Genomic DNA, 23,594 nt, shown 5'->3' with positions numbered 1-23,594 from the left:
CGCGAAAGTGGCCGGGCTGCTGCTGGCCGCGGGCGAGGGCGCGCGGCTGGGGCGGCCCAAGGCGCTGGTCGAGTACGCCGGCGAGCGGCTGGTCGAGCGCGGCGTGCGGCTGCTCGCCGAGGGCGGCTGCCATCCCGTCGTGGTCGTGCTCGGCGCGGCCACGGTGCAGGTCCGCGGCGCGGTGACCGTGTGCAACCCCGCCTGGGCCACGGGCATGGGCTCGTCGCTGCGCGCCGGGCTGGCCGCGCTGCCCGAGCAGGCGGAGGCGGTGGTGGTCGCGCTGGTCGACCAGCCGCTGATCGGGCCGGGCGCGGTGCGCGCGCTGATCGACTCGGGGGCCGAGCTGGCGGTCGCCACGTACGGCGGGCGGCGGCGCAACCCGGTGCTCATCGGCCGCCGGCACTTCGCCGGGGTGGCGGAGCTGGCCGTCGGCGACGTGGGGGCGCGGGCGTACATGAAGGCCCATCCCGAGCTGGTCACCGAGGTGCCGTGCGACGCGCACGGCGACCCCGCCGACATCGACACGCCCGCCGACCTCGAACGGCTGCGACTCCGCGCCTGAGCAGCCCCATGTCTGAGAAGCCCCACGTCTGAGACGCACGGCCGGACGCTTGAGGGGCGCGGCCGGGAGTTCGAGGCGCGCGGGCCAGGAGCCGGTGGGGCGCGGCCGGCGGGCCGGGGGCGCGGGGGAGGCTCCAGGGGCGCGGCCGGAGAGTTCGAGGGGCGCGGTCAGAAGCGCAGCCAGGCGATCGCGGCCCGGTGGTCGCTGCCGGTGGCCGGCGCCACGCCTGCCTTGGTGGCCGTCATGCCGCGATAAAGGATGTGGTCGGGCCTGGTCACCGGGAAGCCCGCCGGCCAGGTGAAGCCGAACCCGTCGCCCGCCTCGCTCTGCGCGTCGATCAGCGGCGGCGTGAGCCCCCGCATACCGCGGTCGGTGGTGGCGGTGTTGAGGTCGCCGAGCAGGATGATGCGCTTGCTCGGGTCGGCGTCGATGAGCTCGCGCGCCTTGGCCAGCGAGGCGTCGCGCGAGGTGGTGTGGCCGGGCCTGGCCGACGCGAGGTGCATGACGTACACGGTGACCTTGCCCTTGGGTGTGGTGACGACGGCGCGCAGGGCGCGCGGCCAGCCCAGGCCGACGTCGAGCGGCTCGGTCTTGCTGAGCGGGTAGCGGCTCCACAGCCCGACCGTGCTGACCGGGTAGTGGTACTTGAACATCTTGTTCAGCTGCTTGGCCGCCGGGCCGCCGTGCGTCAGCTCCTGCGCGGCCAGCAGGTCGAGGTCTTTGGCGATGGCGCGCACGGCCTCGCCGGAGGCGTTGTTGCGCACCCCCACGTTGACGGTGCCGACGGCCAGATCGCTGGGCCCGCCGGGAGGCGTCCGCAGCAGGGTGGAGCCGAACATCGCGGCCCAGACCGCCCCGGGCAGCAGCGCGGCCAGCACGGCGCCGGTGGAGCGCGCCAGCGCGGCGGCCGTCAGCAGCAGCGGCACCACCAGGCCCGTCCACGGCAGCAGGCTCTCCAGGACCGGCGTGAACCCTCCGAGCGCGGGGATCAGCCGGTGACCCGCCAAAGTGGCGGAAACCACGACGGACACGACGATGACGACCCGCTTCAGCACCCGAACCAGGCTAGCGGCTCCTGCGAGACGCACCGGCGCGATAGCATGGTGCCACCTCAACAGAACATCATTCGGTCAGTGGGAGCCCTGAATGCGCATCGGTATGGCACTCAACTACGCGGGCGGCTTCAAGGAGTCGGTGGCCGAGCTGGCCGACTACGAGAAGGCCGGGCTGGACATCGTCTTCGTGGCCGAGGCCTACTCGTTCGACGCCGTCAGCCAGATGGGCTACATCGCGGCCAAGACCGAGCGGCTGCAGATCGCCTCGGGCATCCTGCCGATCTACTCGCGCACGCCGACGCTGCTCGCCATGACGGCCGCCGGGCTCGACTACGTCTCCGACGGGCGGTTCACGCTGGGCATCGGCGCGTCGGGGCCGCAGGTGATCGAGGGCTTCCACGGGGTGCCGTACACCGCGCCGCTCGGGCGTACGCGGGAGGTCATCGAGATCTGCCGCCAGGTCTGGCGGCGCGAGCGCGTCCGGTACGAGGGCCGCCACTACACCGTGCCGCTCCCGTCCGATCAGGGCACCGGCCTGGGCAAGCCCCTGAAGATCATCAACCACCCCGTGCGCCCGCGCATCCCGATCATGGTGGCCGCCATCGGTCCCAAGAACGTCCAGCTCGCCGCCGAGCTGGCCGAGGGCTGGGAGCCGATCTTCTACATGCCGGAGAAGGCCGCCGACGTCTGGGGCGCCTCGCTGGCCGCGGGCAGGGCCAAGCGTGACCCCGAGCTGGGCGAGCTCGACGTCGTCGCGCACGCCACGCTCGCGATCGGCGACGACGTGACCGGGCTGCGCGAGTTCGGCCGCCCGATGGCCGCGCTCTACATCGGCGGCATGGGCGCCAAGGGCCGCAACTTCTACAACGACCTGGCCAGGCGCTACGGCTACGAGAAGGAGGCCGAGCAGATCCAGGACCTCTACCTGGAGGGCAAGAAGGACGAGGCCGCCGCGCTGGTGCCGGCCGAGCTGCTGGAGAAGACCTCGCTCATCGGCAGCGAGGGCTTCGTGCGCGACCGTGTCCAGGTGCTGAAGGAGTCGGGCGTGACCACGCTGAACGTGGCGCCCATCGCGTCCACGCACGAGGAGCGGGTCCGCCTCATCGAGCGAATCAAGGAGATTGTGGTGTAGATCACACTAAGTGGGGGAATTTCCGGCATTCTCTGCTGGTTATGCCGGGCTGTGAGGTTTTCCGTGGTGATCGTGTGGCTCATCGAGCGGCTGCACATCGATCTGTGCCGGCTGCACGGATCGCTCTGTAGCTGACGCCCCTTCCCGTCGACCGTCAACAACATCCTCACTCCCGGCATGCCACGAGCATGCGCAACGCGAAGGCATCCCCCCGTGAAGAGATTCTCCTTCTCACTCCAGCTGCTGCTCGGTCTCGTCGTCGGTATCGCGCTGGGCTTCGTCGCCAAGATCTGGGACGTCACCTGGCTCGCCGAGACCCTCACCAAGGTCGGCTCGATCTTCGTCCAGCTCCTGAAGCTCGCCGTACCGCCGCTCGTCTTCACCGCCGTCCTGGTCAGCGTCGCGAACCTGCGCAACGTCAACGGCGCCGCCAGGCTCGCCACCAAGACGCTGGTCTGGTTCCTGATCACCGCGGCGATCTCGGTGGCGCTGGCCATCGGCCTCGGCCTGATCATCAACCCGGGCCAGGGCGTCACGCTCGACACCGGCTCGGCCAAGGCGCCCGAGCACACCGGCACCTGGCTCGACTTCGTCACCGGCATCCTGCCCACGAACATCGTCACCGCCTTCACCGACGTCGAGGTCCTGCAGATCGTCTTCCTCGGCGTCGTGCTCGGCGCGGCCGCCCTGGCCGTCGGCGAGAAGGCCGAGCCGTTCCTCAACCTCGCCCGTTCCGTCCTGGAGCTGGTGCAGAAGGCGCTGTGGTGGGTCATCCGCCTGGCCCCCATCGGCACCGCGGGCCTGATCGGCAAGGCCGTCGCCACGTACGGATGGGACCTGCTCGCGCCGCTGGCCAAGTTCAGCGCCGGCGTCTACGTCGGCTGCTTGCTGGTGCTGCTCGCCGTCTACCCGACGCTGCTGGCCGTCTGGGGCAAGGTCAGCCCCCTGCGCTTCTACCGCAACGCCTGGCCGGCGATCGAGCTGGCGTTCGTCTCCCGCTCCTCGGTCGGCACGCTGCCGCTGACGCAGCGGGTCTCCATCGAGCGCAACGGCGTGGACGCCGACTACGCCTCGTTCGCCGTGCCCTTCGGCGCGACCACCAAGATGGACGGCTGCGCCTCCGTCTACCCGGCGCTCGCCGCGATCTTCGTGGCCCAGGTGTTCGGCGTCCCGCTCGGGGTGGGCGACTACCTGCTCATCGCGTTCGTCTCCGTGGTCGGCTCGGCCGCCACGGCGGGCCTGACCGGCGCGACCGTCATGCTGACGCTCACGCTCAGCACGCTGGGGCTGCCGCTTGAGGGCGTCGGCCTGCTGCTGGCCATCGACCCGATCCTCGACATGATCCGCACCGCCACCAACGTGACCGGCCAGATGGTCGTCCCGGTGCTGGTGGCGCGGTCGGAGGGCCGGCTCGACACGGCCGTGTTCAACGCGCCGCCGCAGCCGCTCGACCAGCCGCGCGCGCCGCGCGTGGCGGAGCCGGCGACGGCCTGAGGTTCCTCGCGAAGGGGGCGGGCACACCGCCCCCTTTTTTCGTGCCCGTACGCGTTCCGCTCGCGTGTGGGTGCGGCGGCTGTGGCCTAAGGTAAGTCGGAAATCCTGAAGATTCCGAGTATCCGAGTATTTGGCGGGGATATGTCCGACGCGGAGCGCGAGCCCTCCCTGATCGCCGGCCGCTACCGGCTCGACGAGCGCATCGGCAGCGGGCCGATGGGCGAAGTGTGGCGAGGCTACGACACGCGGGCCGACTGGGTCGTGGCCGTCAAGGTACTCGGCGCGAGAGCGGCGGGCGCCGCCACCCGCGAGGTGCTCAGGCAGCATGCCCAGGCCGTCGCCAAGGTCATCCACCCCAACGTGGCCATGGTCCTGGACGTCGGCGAGCACGACGGGGCCCCGTTCCTCGTCATGGAGCACCTGACCGGGCTCAGCCTCGGCGAGGAGCTGGCCGCGCGCGGCAGCCTGAGCATCGTCGAGGTGTGCGACCTCATCGGGCAGGCCGCCGCCGGGCTCGACGCCGCGCACCGGGCCGGCGTCGTGCACGGGCAGGTCGACCCCGACGCCTTCAGGATGGCCGCGAGCGGCGTGCTCAAGGTCGTCGGATTCGGGATGGACGGGCGCGAGCCCGTACGCGGCAGCGGCCGTTACGCCGCGCCCGAGCGCGTCCCCGGGCAGCCCGCCGAGGCGCCGGGCGACATCTACGCGCTCGGCTGCGTCTGCTACGAGCTGCTGTGCGGCCGCCCGCCCTTCGAGGACGGCGCACCCAGAGGCCAGGCCGCCCCGCCCAGCGCCATCAGGTCCGAGGTGCCGCCCGAGCTCGACCGCCTGGTGCTCGCCATGCTCGACGAGGACCCGGCCAAGCGGCCCGCCAGCGGCGAGTACATCCGGCGCACGCTGGCCGCGATCGCCCGCCCCAAGCCCGCCGCGCCGTCCCGGACGGGCGCGTTCGCCGCCGGAGCCGCTGGGGCCGGGGTCGCTGGGGCCGGGGTCGCTGGGGGAGCGGGCGCGCCTGGGGGTGCCGTGCCGCAGGGTGCCGTGCCCGGGGGTGCCTTGTCGCAGGGGGCCGTGCCGCAGACCGGGGCTTCGCTGCGCGGGGCGGGCTTCTCGCAGGGGCCGGGCGGGGCCACCGGGGGCTACCCTGCGCCGCCGCGGGCCGGTGACACCGCCGTCTTCCAGGCGGCGGACCTGGAGCCCGACCCGCCGTCCGGATCGCCCAACCGCAAGCTGATCCTGCAGCTCGGCATCGCCGTCGTTGTCATCGCGGCGGTGACCGTGGCCATGGTCATGATCGCGGGACGGCGCGAGGAGCAGCCGCTCGCCGAGGCCACGCAGACCCCGAGTCCTACCGCCACGACGCAGACCGAGCCCTCCGAGCCGCCCGCCACCCCCACCGCCGAGTCCACGCCGGACGTCGTGACCACGATCGACGAAGAGGACATGACCTCCCTGCGGGAGGTCGCCACGCCCAAGGCGACCCTGGGCAGGTCGGTCCCGGCCGGCGGGTACGAGACCTGGCTCAAGCGGTTCGACGAGGCGCTGATGGCGCAGGAGGCGGCGGGCGGGATCGACCCGCACGTCGCGGGCAAGGCCCGCGACAGGCTCAGGAAGGCCGCGAGGAAACTCGGCGAGGGCCACCCGGACGCCACGCTCAAGGACGTCATGGGCGTCTACCGTGACCTGCTGCGGGCCCAGGAGAAGGGCCGCATGGAGCAGTCGGGCCCGGCATCCGACTTCATGCGCGACTGGAGCGTCCGCCTCCGCTGATCGCTCGGCGGGGAGATCGGAGCGTCCGCCTCCGCTCCATCGCGGGAGGAGGCTGGAGCGTCCGCTTCCGCTGATCGCTCGGTCAGAGGCTGGAGCGTCCGCCACCGCCCTTCCCGCGACGACTTCGCGGCGGCACGGATGGCACCCCGCGTGGCGGAGGCGGCACGGTCGCGCGGCGGCGCATCCGCACGGACGGTCGCCGGCGCGTGGGCGGTGTCCGCTCGGGACGCCGATCAGTGCGGGGGCAGGTGTACGGGACGATCGGCGGCGGGGACGGGATCGGGCGGTGCCCGCATTCTGTCCAGGGCGTCCGGAGCGCGTAGATTGGCGGGATGACCTTCGACTACGCGGCGCGGCGGGCACGGCTGGCCGAGTCGCTGCCCGGCCACGGGGTCCGCGCCCTGCTGGTCACCTCGCCCGTCAACGTGCGCTACCTGACCGGCCTGGCCAGCTCCAACGCCGCCGTCCTGGTGAACGCCGACGGCACGGCGAGGCTGGCCACCGACAACCGCTACATCGGCGCGGCCCGCGAGCTGGACCTGCCCGTCATGGAGGCCGGCGACGTGGCGGGCGCGCTGCTCGCATCGAGCCAGGGTGACGGCCCGCCCAAGGGGGTCGGCATCGAGGCGGCGGCCATGAGCGTGGCCACGTACCTGCGCCTGGGTGAGGGCCTCGTACCGCTCGAACAGGTCGTGGAACGCCTCCGCGCGGTCAAGGACGAGCAGGAGCTCGACCTCATCCGCACCGCCTGCGCGATCACCGACCAGGCGTTCGCCGACGTCACGCCCAAGATCGCCCCCGGCATGACCGAGCGCGAGCTGGCCCGCCTGCTGGAGCGGCGGATGGCCGAGCTGGGCGCCGACAAGCCCGCGTTCGACACGATCGTGGCGGCGGGGGAGAACGGCGCGGTCCCGCACCACAGCCCCACCGACCGCGAGCTGCGCGCCGGAGACCTCGTCACGATGGACTTCGGGGCCCGGTACCGGGGCTACCACGCCGACATGACGCGTACCGTCAGCCTGGGCCCGCCCACCGGCTGGCAGCGCGAGCTGTACGATCTGGTGGCCGACGCCCAGCGGGCCGGGCGCCACGCCCTGGCACCCGGCGCGGGAGCCCGGGAGGTGGACGCCGCCGCGCGGTCCGTCGTCGAACGCGCGGGTCACGGCGAGCACTTCAGGCACGGCCTCGGCCACGGCGTCGGCCTGGAGATCCACGAGGAGCCGTTCCTGGGCCCCTCGCGGACCGGTAAACTAGAGGATCGAGTTCCGATCACCGTCGAGCCAGGGGTCTATCTCCCAGGCCGGGGCGGGGTTCGCATCGAGGACACCCTCGTGACACGTGAGGGCGGGCCGGAACTCTTCACCAAGACGACCAAGGAGCTGCTCGTCCTTTAGAGCGGCCACACGCGGGAGAAGAACGAGTGGCGACGACCAACGACCTCAAGAACGGCATGGTGCTGAAGCTCGAGGGCGGTGAGCTCTGGAGCGTTGTCGAGTTCCAGCACGTCAAGCCGGGCAAGGGCGGCGCGTTCGTGCGCACCAAGCTCAAGAACGTCCTCTCCGGCAAAGTCGTCGACAAGACCTTCAACGCCGGGGTGAAGGTCGAGGTGGCCAACGTCGACAAGCGCGAGATGCAGTTCTCGTACAAGGACGGCGACGAGTTCGTGTTCATGGACACCGAGACCTACGACATGGTCAACGTGCCGGCCGCCACCGTCGGCACCGCCGCCAACTACATGCTGGAGAACACTCTGGCCACGGTCGCGTTCAACGAGGGCTCCGCGCTCTACGTCGAGCTGCCGGCCGCCGTCGAGCTGACCATCGCCAACACCGAGCCGGGCCTGCAGGGTGACCGCTCCACCGGCGGCACCAAGCCGGCCACGCTGGAGACCGGCGCCGAGATCAAGGTGCCGCTCTTCATCACCACCGGCGAGAAGGTCAAGGTAGACACCCGTAGCGGCGAGTACCTCGGCCGGGCCTGAGGTGTCGGCACGCGGCAAAGCACGCAGGAGAGCGCTCGACATCCTCTTCGAGGCCGAGCTGCGCGGCGAGGATCCACTGAAGATCCTCGCCGAGCGCGTGGAACGGAAAGAACCACCGGTCAACGAGTACACCTCGGCCATCGTCGAGGGAGTCGCCCGGCACCATGCGCGCATCGACGAACTGATCACGACGTACGCCGAGGGCTGGACCCTCGACCGGATGCCCGCCGTCGACCGCAATCTGCTGCGCGGCGGCACGTACGAGCTGCTGTGGATGCCCGACGTCCCCGAGGGCGTGGTCATCAGCGAATGGGTGCACCTGGCTGGGGAGCTGTCCACCGACGAATCGCCGCAGTTCGTCAACGGGCTGCTGGCGCGGTTCAAGCAACTCAAGCCAAGCCTCACCCTTTAGACACCCAACAGGCACCCCGTTTCGGGGGACCGGAGGGGCGCGTTCGAGGTACGTTTCGAGCACGCCGGTTTCCGTACGGAGGAGGGGCGCGTCACCAGCCGCGACGCGCCCTTCTCCGTGCCGGTTTCTTGCCGGTGGCGATGGCCAGGGTGACACGAGCTCCTGACCGCCGACCCCGCCACGTTCACCACCACTCCCCACTGTGACGGCCACGCGAGCGTCCTTGTCCGGATGGGGGAGGTGGACGCGGACGAGACGGGCGAGCTCCTGGCCGAGGCCTGGCGTCTGCGCGCCCCAAACGCCTCGCCGCCACCCCGCCCCCGCCTCCCGACTGACGGCGCCGAGCCCATCGGGCCGGTTCACCCCCGGGCGCCTTCGGTCGCTTCGATGGCTCCGTGCCGCCAGCGACGGACCGTGCCACCCGAACCCGCGCAGGTGCTCCCCGCGCAACAGCGCAGGGGCACCAACGCGCCCCCACAGGCCGTCCACGCGCAACTGCGCTGGGCCTCTTACGAGCGACCACGCAGGCCGTCCGCATGTAACAAGCGCTGGGCCTCTTACGAGCGAGCACGCGGGCCGTCCACGCACAACCGCGCTGGACTTCTCACGAAGGCCGGACTTCTCACGAGGGGGCTGCGCGCCGCATGCCGGAACCACCGCGCAGGGCGCTCGCACCAGCCGCCGCTCACAGCGCTCCGCAGCCGAGCGCGCGGAACCTTCCGCACCGGGGCGGGACATCTCCTGGACCCGAGGCGCGGGACCTCCGGGCGGGGGTGCGCAAGGTGTTACCGGGCGGGGCGCGCGGGCGGAGGGGCGGTCCGGGAGTCGGCCGAGCAGGTCGTGATCGAGGCCGCCGGGCGAGGACCGGCGGGGAAGCGGTGGCGAAGGGGCGGGGTGGCCGAGGGCGGGCGGTAATGCGTCCTCCTGGTGGGGAGCGGGCGCTGCCGCGTACGGCGTAGGCTGGGGCGCGTCCACATAGAAAGCCGTCCGCGAAGTGCACGTTTCGCGGGACGCGCGTTCGCGGAACCGCGCGTTGAGCGGCGGATGCCCGGGGTGTCCGGGAGCCGCCGCAGGGGCGCCGGTCGCGGCGGAGAGGGAGGCGAGCCGAGGTTGCGTGCAGAAGGCGTCACCACGAGGACCCCGGCGGTGCGCACCGCCGTCGTCTGGGACGCGTTGCGGTCCATGCTGGCCGAGCGCACGGCGGCCACCGGGCGAGAGTCGCTCGACATCGTCGACGCCGGTGGCGGCACCGGCGGGTTCGCGGTGCCGCTGGCCGAGCTGGGTCACTCCGTCACCGTCGTCGACCCGAGCCCCGACTCGCTGGCCGCGCTGGAGCGCCGGGCCAAGGAGCGCGGCGTGAGCGTACGCGGCATCCAGGGCGACGCGGCCGACCTGAGCGACCTGCTCAGCCGCGAGTCGGCCGACCTGGTGCTGTGCCACAGCGTGCTGGAGTACGTCGAGGACCCGACCAGCGCGCTGACCGCGGTCGCGGGGCTGCTGCGCAAGGGCGGCACGGTCAGCGTGCTGGCCGCCAATCCGGTGGCGAGCGCCATCCACCGGGCGCTGGCCGGGCAGTTCGAGGAGGCCAGGGCGGTGCTGGCCGACCCGGGCGGCACGTGGGGCGACCGCGACCCGACGCCGCGCCGCTTCTCCGCGGGCACGCTGACGGAGCTGCTGGAGGCGGCCGGGTTCACGGTGGGCTCGATTCACGGCGTGCGGGTCTTCGCCGACCTGGTGCCGAGCCGGCTGATCGACGGCGAGCCCGGCGCGGCGGAGTCGCTGGTCGCGCTCGAACAGGCCGCCTCGACCCATCCCGTGCTGCGCGACATCGCGACGCAGCTCCACGTGCTCGCTCATCGGGCCTGAGCCGAAGGGAAGGTAAAGGATGGCCGCTCCCCTCGGTATAGAACGCGTGTTCGGATAGAATCGGCTGCGTGTCTCGCAAGCAGATCACCGGCATCGGCCCCGCTCCGCGCACCGGGGCCGATGACAGCGGCTGCCCGATCCTCCACGTCGACATGGACGCCTTCTATGCCAGCGTCGAGCTGCTCGAGCGGCCCGAGCTGAAGGGGCGTCCGGTGATCGTGGGCTCGCCCGCGGGGCGCGGCGTCGTGCTCAGCGCCACGTACGAGGCGAGGGCGTTCGGCGTGCACTCGGCGATGCCGATGAGCCGGGCGCGCAGGCTCTGTCCCCAGGCCACGATCATCCCGCCGAGTCACGGCAAGTACGCCGAGGTCTCCAAGGGCGTCATGGAGATCTTCCACGCCATCACCCCGCTGGTGGAGCCCATCGCCTCCGATGAGGCGTTCCTCGACGTGGGCGGCGCCAGGCGGCGGCTCGGCCCGCCCGCGACGGTCGCCGCCATGATCAGGGAGCAGGTGTTCGAGCGCTACGGCATCACGTGTTCCGTGGGGGTTGCGAGCAGCAAATTCATCGCAAAACTCGCTTCCAAGCAGTGCAAGCCCGACGGCCTGCTGGTGGTGCCCGCCGACGAGGTGGTCGATTTCCTCCATCCGCTGCCGGTCTCGGCCCTGTGGGGCGTCGGCGAGCGCACCGAGCAGGCGCTGGTGCGCCTGGGCATCCGTACGGTCGGCGACCTCGCCAAGGTGCCGCCTGCCACCCTCCGGCGCGAGCTGGGGCAGGCGGTGGGCGGCCATCTGGCGGCCCTGGCCTGGGGGCGCGACGAGCGCCCGGTGACCGCCCACGTACCCGACAAGAGCATCGGCAACGAGGAGACGTTCGCCGCCGACGTCGACGATCCCGACGTGATCAAGCGCGAGCTGCTGCGCCTGTCGGAGCGGGTCGCAGCTCGCATGCGTAAGGCCGGTCACGTGGGAAGGACAGTAAGTGTGAAGCTACGCCGAGCCGATTTCACCACGATCACCCGCTCGCGCACGCTGCGCGAGCCGACCGACGTGGCGCAGGTGATTTACGCCACCGCCTGTGGGCTGTTCGAGGCGGCCGGGCTCCAGCGGGTACGGCTGCGCCTGGTGGGGGTCCGGATGGAGAACCTGCGACCGGCCGGCGAGGCCACCCGCCAGCTCAGCATCGGAGAGAAGGAGACCGGGTGGCGCGAGGCGGAGCAGGCCATGGATCGGGCGATCCAGAGATTCGGTCCTGACGCGGTGCTCCCGGCGTCGCTGGTACGTGGCAAGCTTGATGAAATAGAGACATGACGTTCGATGTCAGGACTTGCTGGGGGCGTCCGTGTCAGGATTTTGGGGGAAGGGGGGCGAGATGAGCCACAATAGAGCTATGACGTCGCCTCCGGTTTGGTCTGCGTTGGACGTTTGCTTTCGCCTACGTCTACAGCCTCGTATTCTGGGGATAACCGACCGCGAGGTTCGGACACCCCGTGTCGTCCGTTGCCGTCTTCCCCGTCCTGGGGCCGTCCTTGGGAGGCGCCGTGCCGCTCTCTGAGCACGAGCAGCGCTTGCTCGACCAGATCGAGCAGGCCCTCTACGCCGAGGACCCGAAGTGGGCCAACACCGTAAGGATCAGCGACCCGCGTAACCATTACAAGCGCCGCCTGATCAAAGCCTCCATCGGCTTTGCGCTCGGCGTCGTCATCATGATGGTCGGCGTGGTCATCAGCGGCACCGCCCTGATCCCGCTCGGCGTCGGCGGTTTCGTGGTCATGCTCGCCGCGTGTCTGTGGGGCCTGTCCAGCTGGAAAAAGATGAACGGGTTCGGCGACGGCCCCGCCGGCACGGCCACCCCTCCGGGCAAGCAGGCCCGCCGGGGTCACCGGGGCACCTTCATGGAGCGCATGGAAGAGCGCTGGCGCCGCCGTCACGACGAACGCTGACCCGTCCGGGCAAGCGTCGCGGCCGCCCCCGGCAGGGGACGGCCGCCCGCACGCTCACCGGTGCCGCCCCGCCCCGCCCAGGCACCCTTGCGCCTCCTCACGGACAGCACCGCCGTGCCCGCGCCCGCGCGTCCCCAGGCATCGGCAACGTGTCCGCACCTCGCTCGGTCACCGGTACGTCTTCGCGCCTCGTCCAGGTATCGGTGGCGCCGACTGCGCCTGGTTCAGCTATGGGTGCGTGTTCGCGCTTCGTCCGGCATCGGTAGGGCGTTCCGCGCCTGGTTCAGCTATGGGTGCGTGTTCGCGCTTCGTCCGGCATCGGTAGGGCGTTCCGCGCCTGGTTCAGCTACGGGTGCGTGTTCGCGCTTCGTCCGGCATCGGTAGGGCGTTCCGCGCCTGGTTCAGTTACCGGTACGTGTTCGCGCTTCGTCCGGCATCGGCAGCGTGTCCGCACCTCGCTCGGTCGCCGGTACGTCTTCGCGCCTCGTCCAGGTATCGGCGGCGCGTCCTGCTTCGTCCAGGCAATCGGTCCTGTGTCCCGCCTCTTGTTCCGCCATCGGTAGGTGTTCGCGCGTTCAGGCGGTGGCGGCCTGTCCGCGCCCGTCCCCGCTTCACCGGGTGGCGAACTCCGCGCCCGATTCTCGTGCACCCTCCCAGCACCTTTCCGGCCACTGCTCCGTTCGGGCGGGGTCGCGCCCTTCCGCTCCCGTCGCCCGCAGGCGTCTGCAGGTGCCGGTCTCGCTCGCCGTCGCCGGTCGCGGTCCCTTCGGCGGGTGGGGGAGGCGCCGGTGGTAGCGGCCCGGTCCGCCTGACGGCCGCTCGGCGCCGTCCGATCGCCCGGTCTCGGGGCCTTGCTCGCGGGCTGAGGGCCGTCTCGGTGACCGTCGAGTCACGGCCCGGACCGGCCCGCACAACGCCCCGGACCGGCCGGCGCAGCACGCGGTCCGCACCGGCCGGCACGACACGTGGGCGGTGCCGACTGTCACGGTGCGTGGGCGGGGTCGGGTGGTACAACGCGCGGCGGGGCTGGGCAGCACGATGTCTGGGCGGGCCAGTTGTCACGACGCGTGAGCGGCCTAGCTGTCACGACGCGCGGGCGGGGTCGGGCGGCACAGCACGCGGGCGGGGTCGGGCGGCACAGGCTGCGCGGCACGATGCGGGCGGGTTGGGCGGCACGGCACGTGGACGGCAGACCGCCCTGGGCCGGGTCGGTTCGCCACGACACCCCGTGGCATGACAAGTCCTGGACATGGCGCGACCGCCCAAGCCCGTGAGGAGGGCGGGCCGGGCGGTCGCGTGGAGCGGTCAGGCGCCTCGCTGCGGCGAGGTGTGGCGGAGACGGATGGTCTCCAGCAGGTCGAACCCGTCGAGCAGCCGCTCGCCCACCTGCCGCATCCGCCGCAGCGTGGACGGCGGCAGCAGCACGGCGCGGACGCGGCGCCCGCGCGAGACGGTGGCCGCCAGCGCCAGGCGCACCCGGCGCAGCTCCTTCCCCATGGGCCCGATCTGCCCGGGGTCACGGGCGAACAGCACCCGCTCGACGCTCTGCGCGATGGCCGTCATGGCCGCCGCGGACTCGGCGTCGAACTCGTACTGCTCGGTCAGCCGCCGGGCCAGCGCGCGGGGCGTCTCGCTCGGCAGGCGGGCCATGCCGTAGTCGTACAGGACGTCGTCGAGCTCGGCCCATACGGCGGCGACGGTCGCCTGGCCGCGGCGGGTGGCCATCCTGGCGGTCAGCTCGTCGGACGGCTGGGAGACCTTCCAGGTGAGGCGGCGCACCCGCCGGTTGCGGGAGATGAGCCGCAGACCGGCCGGGATCAGCAGGACGAGCAGCACCGCGCCCGCCCCCAGGCCGATCTTCCCGGCCAGCGGCATCGAGTCGTCCGGCGGCGTCGTGCCGGTCGCGACCGTGCCCTCGCGGTCCAGCTCGCGGGGGTTGCGCCGGGCCTGCGGGTTCTGCGGCTCGTCGGCCTCGGAGCTGGTGGCGCCGGGCGACGGCTCGCTGGAGGTGGCGGCCGGCTCGGGCCTGGGCTGCGAGTACTCGGGCACGCGGGCGCTGCCCTGCCCGGCGGCGCCGGTCGGGGTCGGCTCGAACGGCAGCCAGCCCACGCCCTCGAAGTACAGCTCGGGCCAGGAGTGGGAGTCGTTGGTGCCGACCTCCCAGTGGTCGCCGACCTGGATGCCGCCGGTGTAGCCGATCGCGACCCGCGACGGGATGCCGACCAGCCGGGCCAGCACCGCCATCGAGGCGGCGAACTGCTCGCAGTAGCCGGCCCGGGTGCGCAGCAGGAAGTCGGCGAGCGCCGAGTTGCTGTGCCCCTGCGTCTCCAGGCTGTAGATGAAGCCGCCGTCGGTGGTGAAGAACTTTTGCAGCAGCACCGCGGCCTCGTAGCGGGTGCGCGCGTCGGCGGTCACCTCGTCGGCGAGCTCCTTGATGCCGGACGGCAGGTTCTTCGGCAGGGCGAGGAAGCGGTCGTCGGCCTCGGACGGCAGAGTGTCGGTCGCGTCCAGCAGGTCGGCGGTGGGCTCGGGCTCGGTGGTGCGGACCTCGTAGTCGACGCCCGCGGCCTCCTCGCGGGTGGAGAAGACCATGAGGGTGTCCACGTCGGCCCGCCAGTCGCCGTCGATGTCGATCTGCCGGGGCGGGTACGGCAGCGGCAGGAACTGCAGCTTCGCGATCTCGTCGCTGATCCGGATGTTCGTCCGGACGTCCCTGATCGTCGTCTGCGGGTTGAGCCCCGGCGGGTCGGGCAGCGGGCCGTTCTCGGTCCTGTTCTGCGGCGCGCCCTTCGGCTGGGTCATGCCGAACTGCTGGCCGTCGAACGTGTCCAGGGCGTAGATCCGCAGGTAGCGCGGCCTGTTGTCGGTGTTGGTGTAGGTGAGCACCACGCGCCGCTGCGGCAGCTGGAGCTGGCCCTTGAGGTTGGCGATGGGATTGGGGATGCTGATCGAGTTGCCGGGACCGTTGCCCCTGCCGCCCACGCCGAAGGTGAAGAACGACACCGGCTCCATCGTGGGCAGCGCCGCGGGCACCAGCACGGCCAGCAGGATCGCCGCGAACCCGATGCGCTTGCCCGACAGCCGCAGCCCGCTGGTGTCGGCGGTGTCGTACGGCGTCCTTTCCCGGGCCCTGTCCTGCGCCCTCCCGTGGGAGGGGTTGACCACGCGCGTACGGCGCACCAGCACCGCGCGCCCCCAGCGGCCGATCCGCTCGCGCCCGTCGGAGATGAGCAGCCCGACGAAGCCGAGCGCGGCGATGATGAACGCGGGCCAGCTGATCGGGTCGGGGAGGATCGTCGCCGGCACGGTGGCGAGCGCGAGCAGCGGCAGCCCGGCCAGCGCCGCCCGGCGCAGCCGCGCGGCGAGCAGGTCCACGGTGATCGCGATGAGCGCCACTCCGCCCGCCGTCAGCAGCGTGATGCCCTCGGTGTTCGGTACGGGCGCCGCGAACCGCTGGATGTCGGCCCATCCGACGCCGAGCAGCCTGATCAGCTCCGCCACCGAGCTCTTGGTGGGCACGATCAGCGCCCACGCCTTGTCGGATGCGAACGAGACGGTCAGGAAGATCCACGTGGCCGCCAGCTCCACGAGCGGCGCCGCCCACGCGGGCAGCGACAGGCGGCTGCTCAGCAGGCCCGCCGCGACGACGGAGAGCACCGCGCCGAGCGAGGTCCAGAACCATGTACCGCCCGAGAAGAGGGGGTAGAGCAGGACGGCGGCGGAGAAGGAGGCCGCCCCCGAGGCGATCGTCAGTCTCATGCCGCCCCTCCTGTGGGATCGAGCACGTATCTGCCGCGGTTGGCGGCGTCCGGCCAGACCGAGGCGATGGAGACGCCGGCGGGCAGGTTGACGATGCGCCAGCCGTACCCGGCGAAGACCGTCTGCACGGCCTGCTGGTTCTCCGCGGCGGTGTGGTCACCGCCCTCCCAGGAGCTCACGTCCAGCAGCACCGCCACCCCGGTGATGCTGCTGTGCCGCAGCCTGGCCAGCTCTCTGGCCTCCTCCGGCTCCATCGCGCCGAGCACGGCCACGATCAGCCCGTCGCCGCCGCCCTGGCGCAGCGCGGACAGGCCCATCTCCAGCGAGCGGGCGGGGCTGTGCCTGATGACGGCGAGCGTGTCGAGCAGCGACTGGCTGCCCTGGTCGGTCAGGTGCGCGGCGCCCTGGTCGGTGACCAGCCGCAGGCCGAGGCCCTCGCGGGAGAGGTGCACGCCGATCGAGGCCGCCGCCGAGACGGCCACCTCGAACGACGAGCGCGGGCCCTCGCCGCGGTGCGCGTGCCTGCGGGTGTCGAGCAGCAGCGCGCCGCGGCTTTGCCACTGCTGTTCCTCGCGGCGCACCATCAGCTCACCGTGGCGGGCGGTGGAGCGCCAGTGCACCCGGCGCAGGTCGTCGCCCTGCCGGTATTCGCGCGGCGCCACGTCGTCGTCGCCGGCCGCCGCGACGCTCCGCGTACGGCTCTCGCCGCCGCCCGCCCATTCGCCCGACAGCCGCACGTGGGGCAGCGCCACCACCTGCGGCGTCACCACGAGCGTGTCGCTGATGGTGAACGAGCGGGTCAGCTCGACGAGCCCGAACGGGTCGGCGATGCGGATCGACAGCGGCCCGATCGTGTAGCGGCCGCGCAGGTCGGAGCGCACCCGGTAGTCGATCTCCCGCACGCCTCTGGCCTCCACCCGGTCCAGCACGAACCGGGGGCGCACGCCCAGTGCGTACGGCACCGTGTCCTCGATGAGCAGCAGCCCGGTGGGCAGGCGGGTGACGTTCTCCAGCCGCAGCGTCACGGTGGCCTCGCCGCCTGCCTCGGTGCGCGTCGGGTCGAGGTGGCGGGCGCAGCTCAGCCGGTAGCGGGTCCGCGCCACCACCATCGCGGCGAGCAGCGGCAGCGCCGTGATCAGGACACCGATGCGGAACAGGTCGTTCTCGCCCAGCAGCAGCGCCATGAGCAGCGCCGCGATCCCCGATGCCAGGAACGACCTGCCACGGGAGGTCAGTGCCCGCAGCCCGGCCCTCACCGCGCCCTGCCCCGCGGGCGCAGGTCCTGCATGCCCGTCATCAGGTGCCCCGCGTCTCCGGCACCGGGACCCGCTTGACCAGGTCGGCCACGACGTGCTCCGGCAGGCGGCGCTGGCCCTGGGCCTCGATGCTGGGCAGCAGGCGGTGCGCGAGCACGGGGATGGCGAGGTCCTGCAGGTCGTCGGGGATGACGTAGTCGCGGCCGCACAGCGCCGCGTGCGCCCTGGCGGCGCGCACGAGCTGCAGCGTGGACCTCGGGGAGGCGCCGAGCCGCAGGTCGGGGGAGTGGCGGGTGGCCACGACGAGGTCGATGGCGTACTTCTTGATGGCCTGGGAGACGTAGACGCCGCGCACGGCCTCGATGAGGGCGCGCACCTCTGCGGTGGTGGCGACCGGCTCCAGCTTGTCGAGCGGCGAGGTGCCGCCGTGCACGTCGAGCATCTCCAGCTCGGCGGTGGGCTCGGGGTAGCCCATCGCCACGCGGGCGGTGAAGCGGTCGCGCTGGGCCTCGGGGAGGGGGTAGGTGCCCTCCATCTCGATCGGGTTCTGGGTGGCGATCACCATGAACGGCGATTCGAGCTGGTACGTCCGCCCGTCCACCGTCACCTGGCCCTCTTCCATGCACTCCAGGAGCGCCGACTGCGTCTTCGGCGAGGCTCTGTTGATCTCGTCGCCGACGACGATGTTGGCGAACACGGGACCGGGCTTGAACTCGAACTCCCGCGTCTGCTGGTTGTACGCGCTCACCCCGGTGATGTCACTCGGCAGCAGGTCGGGGGTGAACTGCACACGGCGTACGGGACAGTCGATGGAGCGGGCGAGAGCCTTGGCGAGCATCGTCTTGCCGACTCCCGGCACGTCCTCGATGAGGAGGTGGCCTTCGCTGAGCAGGACGGTAAGGGTGAGGCGGACGGCGTCGCTCTTGCCCTCGATCACCGATTCGATGGCCTGCCGGATCCGGTGGGCGGTGGTGACCAGCTCGTCGAGCTGGGGAGGGACGTCATGGGTTACTGCCACCAGGCCTCCATGAGAAGTGCGACGGCTGTCCCGGTACGGTGCCTTTGCGGGAGCCATGCCATTCCTTTTCCATTGTTCTGTACGACCCTACGACGCTGCGGGTTCCGTAGCGACATTTGTGGATATTCAGGGAACACCGTCATGTTCCGGTTCTTGTGGCATGGTCGTGCGAATCCCGTGACACAGAGCACAGCGAAGGGCCGCAGGAAGGCCCCGGCGCCGCCCTCCACCGAGCGCTCCACTTTCCTCCACCCCACGCTTCGCCCCTCCCCTGAGTGGCCTATTTGAAGGCGGTTTCAAAGCCTCGACACGCCCATGGCGGTCACCGCCGCCCCGGGGCGCTCCACCCCGCGCCATGCCTCTGACCTGCGGTAATGCAACGGAAACCAATGATGAAGACGGTTCGAATCAGTTGACGGTGGGGAGAAGTGGAGTATGGTGGTGCGCAGTGGAGGGCACGGTGCACCAGCGCTGAGCGCTTCACGAGGCACGGGAGGTGGGGCCGGTGTTCCTCGGCACCCATCAACCGCGTCTGGACGACAAGGGACGGCTGTTCCTGCCGGCTAAGTACCGTGAGGAGCTGGCGGAGGGTCTTGTGATCACCAAAGGCCAGGAGCGATGCCTCTACGTCTTTCCCGTGGAGGAGTTCCAGCGCATTACCGAGGCTCTCAGCACCGCCCCGGTCACCGCCAAGGCGGTGCGTGACTACAGCCGCGTCTTCTTCGCCAGCGCGTCCGACGAGAAACCAGACAAGCAAGGGCGCATCACCATTCCGCAGAGTCTCCGCACGTACGCGGGCCTGGAACGTGACTGCGTCGTCATCGGGGCCAACACCCGGCTGGAGATCTGGGACGCACAGGCTTGGGACAGCTATCTCAGTGCACAGGAGCAGGCGTTCGCCGAACTGTCCGAGGAGGTGCTGCCAGGGATTCTGTAAAGAACCACGGTCGATCCGTCGGTGATGTCGTTCGGCGAGGTCTCCACCCGCAACCACTGTCCGTCAGCTGATGCACCTTCCCCGGTGTCAGATGGCGGGCGTCCACGAAGAGGGTGCGGATGGGGACCTGGCCGGGCGGCGCCGGTTGGGGACCCAGGAATGACCGGCGATCGATCGATGAACGCGTCATCCGCGAGCAAGGACGCGAAAGGGGGGTTGGAGATGGACGACAGCGTCGCCACGGGCGGTCACGTTCCGGTGATGCTCGACCGCGTTCTGGAGCTGCTCGGCCCCGCGCTGTCCGGCCCCGACCCCGTCGTCGTCGACGCCAACCTCGGACTCGGCGGTCACTCCGCCGCGCTGCTCGCCGCCCACCCGGCGCTCCACCTCATCGGCATCGATCGCGACCCCTACGCGATCGAATACTCCACCCGCAGGCTGAGCCCCTACGCCGACCGCATCACCCTCGTCCACGCCTCGTCCGCAGACCTGCCCGACGTGCTCGAGCGTGCCGGGCGCACCACGATCAACGGGGCGCTGTTCGACCTCGGCGTGTCATCGCCGCAGCTCGACGAGGCCGAGCGCGGATTCGCCTACTCCTACGACGCGCCGCTCGACATGCGCATGGACACCTCGCAGGAGCTCACGGCCGAGCAGGTGGTCAACACGTACTCCGCCGCCGACCTCACTCGCATCCTGCGCGACTACGGCGAGGAGAGATTCGCTCAGCGTGTCGCGGGCCTGATCATCAGAGAACGTGCCAAAGAGGCAATAACCTCGACGAAGCGGCTCGCGGACATCGTTCGCGAGGCCATCCCCGCCGCGACCCGGCGTACCGGGGGCAACCCCGCCAAGAGGACTTTCCAGGCGCTGCGCATCGAGGTGAACGCGGAGCTGTCCGCCCTGGAGGCGGCGCTGCCCGCGGCGCTCGACGCGCTGGCGCTCGGTGGGCGAGTCGTCGTGCTCTCCTACCACTCACTCGAGGACCGGCTCACCAAGCAGGCCCTCACGGCGCGAACCAGGGACACCAGCCCTCCCGGGCTGCCCGTCCCGCTTCCGGCTCACCAGCCGAGGTTCCGCCTGCTGACGAGGGGAGCAGAGCTCCCGAGCGAAGAAGAGATCGCCCGCAATCCGCGGGCGGCCTCGGCCCGGCTACGGGCGGCAGAGAGGATCCGTGTTGACGACTGAGCAGGAGACCGGCCGGGGGGCTCCCGTCCGCCGCGCGGTGCCCAGGACGGGCGTCCGCAGGCCGGCCGTGTCGCAGCAGCCCAAGCCCCGGCCCCGTCCTGACGTGCGGGCCGAGGCGCGAGCCGACGTGCGCTCCGAAGCGGCGGGCAGGCGCCCGGCCGCCGAGCGCGCGCGCCTGGACGCGCGGGCGAGCGGCTCCGCGGGCGCTCCCGCGCGCGGTCGTGCCACGGGTCGTGCGACGGCGGCCCCCGTACGCGGCAAGGCCCCCGCGCCCGAACGGACCAAGGCTCCCACACGCGGGCGGACCGCCGCACCCGAACGCGGCAAGCCGGCCGCTGCGGCCACCGAGCGCAGGCCGGGCGAGCCGACCGGCGCACGCGTGCGCAAGGCGCCCGCCGCACGCCCCGCGGGCGGCCGCGGCCCGGCGCGCCGGCAGCGCACGCCGTTCGTGCTGCTCGTCGTCGGCCTGCTCTGCGGCGGCCTGGTGAGCCTGCTGCTGCTCAACACGATGCTGGCCCAGGACACGATCACCGACGCCAAGCTGCGCGAGGAGATCGCGGTGGCGCGGCGCGAGAACGAGAAGATCGACCAGGAATACCAGCTCAAGACCCAGCCGGGCAACATCGCCAGGCTGGCCGAGATGCAGGGGCAGCACCCCGACTGGGACGAGGTCAACGCCTACACCGGCGACGAGCGGCCGAACCAGGCGGACACGGAACGGTGAGGGAATCAGGCGGCAGGGGGCAGGGCCCCGGCCGCGGCGCAGGCGGCGCCGGCTCTCAAGGAGGGCCCGGCGCCGCTCGTCGTACGCCGGGCGGTCCCGGAAGGACGACACGGCAGAGCGGCGGCACGTCGCGCGGCGGCTCCTCCGGCGAGGGCCGTCCGCCGTCGCAGCAGCCGCCCCGCCGCCCGCGCGACCCCGACGACCCTCTCGACCTGCCGTTCGGGCCCGAGGCGTTCGGTCCCGCCGGCGACGCGCGCGGCCGCTCGCGCGGCGACGACCGGCCGCCGGCGCGCAGGCGTCCCGGCGACGACGATCGGGGCAGGACCGCCAAGCCCGGCGGCACCGGCCGTACGGGACCGGCGGCGGGCTCCAAGGCGGCGGACTCCAAGGCGGCCGGCTCGAAAGGGGCCGGCTCGAAGGGGACCGGCTCGAAGGGAGCAGGTTCGAAGGGGGCGGGCTCGAAGGCGGCGGGGCAGCCCGGCAAGGCGCGCCGTCCGGGGGACGAGGAGCCCCGTGGACGCGGCCAGGACGGCCCGCTGCGCCGCACACCGTCCGCGGCCCCCCGCGGAGCCGCACAGGGCGGTTCCAGAGGGCCCGCGGGCGCCGCCCGCGGCCGGGAGGGCGCGGGGGCCGGGCGCGCCCCGCACAGCGCCTCTTCCGGGGCTCCTCGCGGGGCCTCTTCCGGGGCGTCTCGCGGCGGGGACGTGCCGCCGCCCAGGGGGCCGCGCCGGCCGCCGCCGCGCCCGCCGCTCGTGCTGCGCCTCGGTAACCCGCGCAGGCGCATCAACATCGGCCTGATCGGCATGACGTTCGTGCTGTCGATCTTCGCCGGCCGGCTCATCCAGATGCAGGGGCTCGACGCCAAGGTGTACGAGGCCGCGGCGGCCGAGCAGCGCACGCAGACCGTGGCGATCCCCGCCAAGCGCGGCTCGATCAAGGACGTCAAGGGCTACGACCTCGCCGTCACCCGCGAGGCGCGCGAGCTGTCGATCGACCCGACGAAGGTGCCCGCGGCCTCCCGGTCCAAGGTCGCCGCCGTCCTCGCCCAGCAGCTCGGCAAGAGCGAGCAGGAGATCGCCGCCAAGCTGGCCAAGACCGGCACCCACTACCAGCTGCTGGCCAGGGACGTCGACCCGTTCGTCGCGACCCGGCTGCTGCAGGCCAAGATCCCGTCGCTGGCGGCGAAGAAGACCTACCGCAGGGTCTATCCCGCGGGCGACCTGGCGGGCAGCCTCATCGGGTTCGTCGGCGACGACGGCACCGGCCTCGGCGGCATCGAGCGCGAGCAGAACGAGCTGCTGGCCGGCCGCGACGGCAAGATGCGCGTCGAGACCGGCCGCGACGGCCAGCAGATCCCGATGACCAGCAGCGAGCAGACGCCGCCGGTGGACGGCCGCGACGTGCGGCTGACCATCGACCGCGACATCCAGTGGGCGGCCCAGAAGTCCATCGCCGAGCAGGTGAAGAAGTCGGGCGCCGACAGCGGCACCGTGATCGTCATGGACGTCCAGACGGCCCAGATCATCGCCATGGCCAACGCGCCCGAGCTCGACCTGAACAACTGGCGCAATGCGCCCGAGTCGAGCTTCGTCAACAAGGCGGCCTCCGTCGTGTTCGAGCCCGGCAGCACCAACAAGGTGATCACCGCCGCGGCGGCGCTGGAGGCCAAGGTGGTGACGCCCGACACGGTCTACCGGGTGCCCGACCGGATCAAGTGCGCCGACCAGGTGCTGCGCGACGCCCACAGCCACAAGACGGAGTCGATGACGTTCCGCCAGGCCATGGCGCAGTCCAGCAACGTGGCCACGGTCATGGCGGCGCGCAAGGTCGGCAGCGAGCGGCTGTACGCCATGCTCAAGGCGTTCGGCTTCGGCACCAGGCCCGGCGGCGGCATCCCCGGCGCGGAGGCCGGCCTGCTGCCCGACTACAAGAAGTGGTCGGGCAGCCAGAACTGCACGGTCGCCTACGGCCAGGGCGTCTCGGTGACGGCGCTGCAGATGGCCAGCGTCTACCAGACCATCGCCAACGGCGGCGTCAAGGTCGAGCCGCAGATCGTGGCCGGCACGATGGACGAGCACGGCAGGTTCGTCCCCGCTCCTCCCGGTAAGCAGACCAGGGTGGTGAGCGAGACGACGGCCAAGGAGATCACGACGATGCTGGAGAGCGCCGTGGGCGAGGAGGGCACCGGGCAGCTCGCCGCCATCGACGGATATCGCGTTGCGGGCAAGACGGGCACCGCGAACCGCTACGATGCCGAACTCGGCCGCTATCACGGCTATACGGCGTCGTTCGCCGGGTTCGCGCCGGCCGACAAGCCACGCCTGGTGGTGCTGTCGGTGCTGCAGAACCCGAAGAACGGCCACTTCGGCGGGCAGCTCGCGGCCCCCGTCTTCAAGGATGTGATGACGTTCGCCATCAAGAGCAAGAAGATTCCTCCCACAGGCTCGGCCGTCTCGCCGGTGCGGGTCGGCGCGGGACAGTGACCAGGGAAGGTACGCTCT

The 23,594-nt window shown here is 71.9% G+C and carries 18 protein-coding genes; 14 read left to right on the top strand and 4 right to left on the bottom strand.

Annotated elements, in window-relative coordinates; genetic code table 11:
* Nucleotides 1-7: 7 nt before the first annotated feature.
* Entirely contained in the window at nucleotides 8-562 is a 555-nt protein-coding gene (locus tag ACGFIM_RS09110; protein ID WP_393199681.1) for an NTP transferase domain-containing protein, read from the top strand.
* Nucleotides 563-729: 167 nt separating this feature from the next.
* Here ACGFIM_RS09110 and ACGFIM_RS09105 read toward each other — a convergent pair whose 3' ends face one another.
* Nucleotides 730-1,617 carry an endonuclease/exonuclease/phosphatase family protein gene (locus ACGFIM_RS09105; RefSeq protein ID WP_393197036.1) on the bottom strand — a complete coding sequence of 296 codons (888 nt, stop codon included), beginning with the start codon at nucleotides 1,615-1,617 and terminating at the stop codon, nucleotides 730-732.
* 91 nt (nucleotides 1,618-1,708) lie between these two features.
* Between ACGFIM_RS09105 and ACGFIM_RS09100 the strand changes: the two genes are divergently transcribed.
* From ACGFIM_RS09100 to ACGFIM_RS09060, 9 genes are all read left to right on the top strand, one after another.
* Entirely contained in the window at nucleotides 1,709-2,749 is a 1,041-nt protein-coding gene (locus ACGFIM_RS09100) for an LLM class F420-dependent oxidoreductase (protein ID WP_393197034.1), read from the top strand.
* A gap of 213 nt (nucleotides 2,750-2,962) precedes the next feature.
* On the top strand, nucleotides 2,963-4,243 hold the full coding sequence (locus ACGFIM_RS09095; RefSeq protein WP_393197032.1) for a dicarboxylate/amino acid:cation symporter: 1,281 nt from the start codon (nucleotides 2,963-2,965) through the stop codon (nucleotides 4,241-4,243).
* A gap of 141 nt (nucleotides 4,244-4,384) precedes the next feature.
* The gene (locus ACGFIM_RS09090; protein ID WP_393197030.1) at nucleotides 4,385-6,010 is read left to right on the top strand and encodes a protein kinase; all 1,626 of its coding nucleotides are present in this window, start codon (nucleotides 4,385-4,387) and stop codon (nucleotides 6,008-6,010) included.
* A gap of 332 nt (nucleotides 6,011-6,342) precedes the next feature.
* A complete protein-coding gene (locus tag ACGFIM_RS09085; protein WP_393197027.1) occupies nucleotides 6,343-7,404 on the top strand; it encodes a M24 family metallopeptidase in 1,062 nt (353 codons plus the stop codon).
* Nucleotides 7,405-7,430: 26 nt separating this feature from the next.
* Nucleotides 7,431-7,991: an elongation factor P gene (gene efp / locus ACGFIM_RS09080; RefSeq protein ID WP_364054879.1), complete on the top strand. Its 561-nt coding sequence runs from the start codon at nucleotides 7,431-7,433 to the stop codon at nucleotides 7,989-7,991.
* 1 nt (nucleotide 7,992) lies between these two features.
* Nucleotides 7,993-8,403 carry a transcription antitermination factor NusB gene (gene nusB, locus ACGFIM_RS09075; protein WP_364054876.1) on the top strand — a complete coding sequence of 137 codons (411 nt, stop codon included), beginning with the start codon at nucleotides 7,993-7,995 and terminating at the stop codon, nucleotides 8,401-8,403.
* A gap of 1,182 nt (nucleotides 8,404-9,585) precedes the next feature.
* Nucleotides 9,586-10,269: a methyltransferase domain-containing protein gene (locus ACGFIM_RS09070; RefSeq protein WP_393199678.1), complete on the top strand. Its 684-nt coding sequence runs from the start codon at nucleotides 9,586-9,588 to the stop codon at nucleotides 10,267-10,269.
* A 68-nt stretch (nucleotides 10,270-10,337) separates the two neighbouring features.
* On the top strand, nucleotides 10,338-11,579 hold the full coding sequence (gene dinB, locus ACGFIM_RS09065) for a DNA polymerase IV (RefSeq protein ID WP_393197023.1): 1,242 nt from the start codon (nucleotides 10,338-10,340) through the stop codon (nucleotides 11,577-11,579).
* Between the two features lie 230 nt (nucleotides 11,580-11,809).
* A complete protein-coding gene (locus tag ACGFIM_RS09060) occupies nucleotides 11,810-12,211 on the top strand; it encodes a DUF3040 domain-containing protein (RefSeq protein ID WP_393197020.1) in 402 nt (133 codons plus the stop codon).
* Between the two features lie 1,305 nt (nucleotides 12,212-13,516).
* Here ACGFIM_RS09060 and ACGFIM_RS09055 read toward each other — a convergent pair.
* The 3 genes from ACGFIM_RS09055 to ACGFIM_RS09045 are packed head-to-tail and all read right to left on the bottom strand — an operon-like array spanning nucleotide 13,517 to nucleotide 18,301.
* The gene (locus ACGFIM_RS09055; RefSeq protein WP_393197017.1) at nucleotides 13,517-15,970 is read right to left on the bottom strand and encodes a transglutaminaseTgpA domain-containing protein; all 2,454 of its coding nucleotides are present in this window, start codon (nucleotides 15,968-15,970) and stop codon (nucleotides 13,517-13,519) included.
* Nucleotides 15,967-17,226, bottom strand: a complete 1,260-nt coding sequence (locus ACGFIM_RS09050) for a DUF58 domain-containing protein (RefSeq protein WP_393197014.1) — start codon at nucleotides 17,224-17,226, stop codon at nucleotides 15,967-15,969. The genes ACGFIM_RS09055 and ACGFIM_RS09050 overlap by 4 nt, the downstream gene beginning before the upstream one ends.
* A gap of 40 nt (nucleotides 17,227-17,266) precedes the next feature.
* Complete coding sequence (locus ACGFIM_RS09045) at nucleotides 17,267-18,301, bottom strand: AAA family ATPase (protein ID WP_393197011.1); 1,035 nt, start codon at nucleotides 18,299-18,301, stop codon at nucleotides 17,267-17,269.
* 448 nt (nucleotides 18,302-18,749) lie between these two features.
* Between ACGFIM_RS09045 and mraZ the strand changes: the two genes are divergently transcribed.
* The 4 genes from mraZ (at nucleotide 18,750) to ACGFIM_RS09025 (ending at nucleotide 23,576) form a co-directional block, all read left to right on the top strand.
* On the top strand, nucleotides 18,750-19,181 hold the full coding sequence (gene mraZ, locus ACGFIM_RS09040; RefSeq protein WP_364054852.1) for a division/cell wall cluster transcriptional repressor MraZ: 432 nt from the start codon (nucleotides 18,750-18,752) through the stop codon (nucleotides 19,179-19,181).
* 222 nt (nucleotides 19,182-19,403) lie between these two features.
* Nucleotides 19,404-20,369, top strand: coding sequence for a 16S rRNA (cytosine(1402)-N(4))-methyltransferase RsmH (gene rsmH / locus ACGFIM_RS09035; RefSeq protein ID WP_393197008.1), 966 nt, complete (start codon nucleotides 19,404-19,406; stop codon nucleotides 20,367-20,369).
* Complete coding sequence (locus tag ACGFIM_RS09030) at nucleotides 20,359-21,093, top strand: hypothetical protein (protein WP_393197005.1); 735 nt, start codon at nucleotides 20,359-20,361, stop codon at nucleotides 21,091-21,093. The genes rsmH and ACGFIM_RS09030 overlap by 11 nt, the downstream gene beginning before the upstream one ends.
* 752 nt (nucleotides 21,094-21,845) lie before the next feature.
* Nucleotides 21,846-23,576 carry a peptidoglycan D,D-transpeptidase FtsI family protein gene (locus ACGFIM_RS09025; protein WP_393197002.1) on the top strand — a complete coding sequence of 577 codons (1,731 nt, stop codon included), beginning with the start codon at nucleotides 21,846-21,848 and terminating at the stop codon, nucleotides 23,574-23,576.
* The last annotated feature ends 18 nt before the right edge of the window (nucleotides 23,577-23,594 follow it).

This window comes from Nonomuraea sp. NPDC049309 (genome assembly GCF_043196965.1).
In the GTDB taxonomy this organism is placed as follows: Bacteria; Actinomycetota; Actinomycetes; order Streptosporangiales; family Streptosporangiaceae; genus Nonomuraea; species Nonomuraea fastidiosa.
The sequence above is the reverse complement of the archived record's forward strand: the minus strand, read 5'-3'. Positions and strand labels throughout refer to the sequence as shown.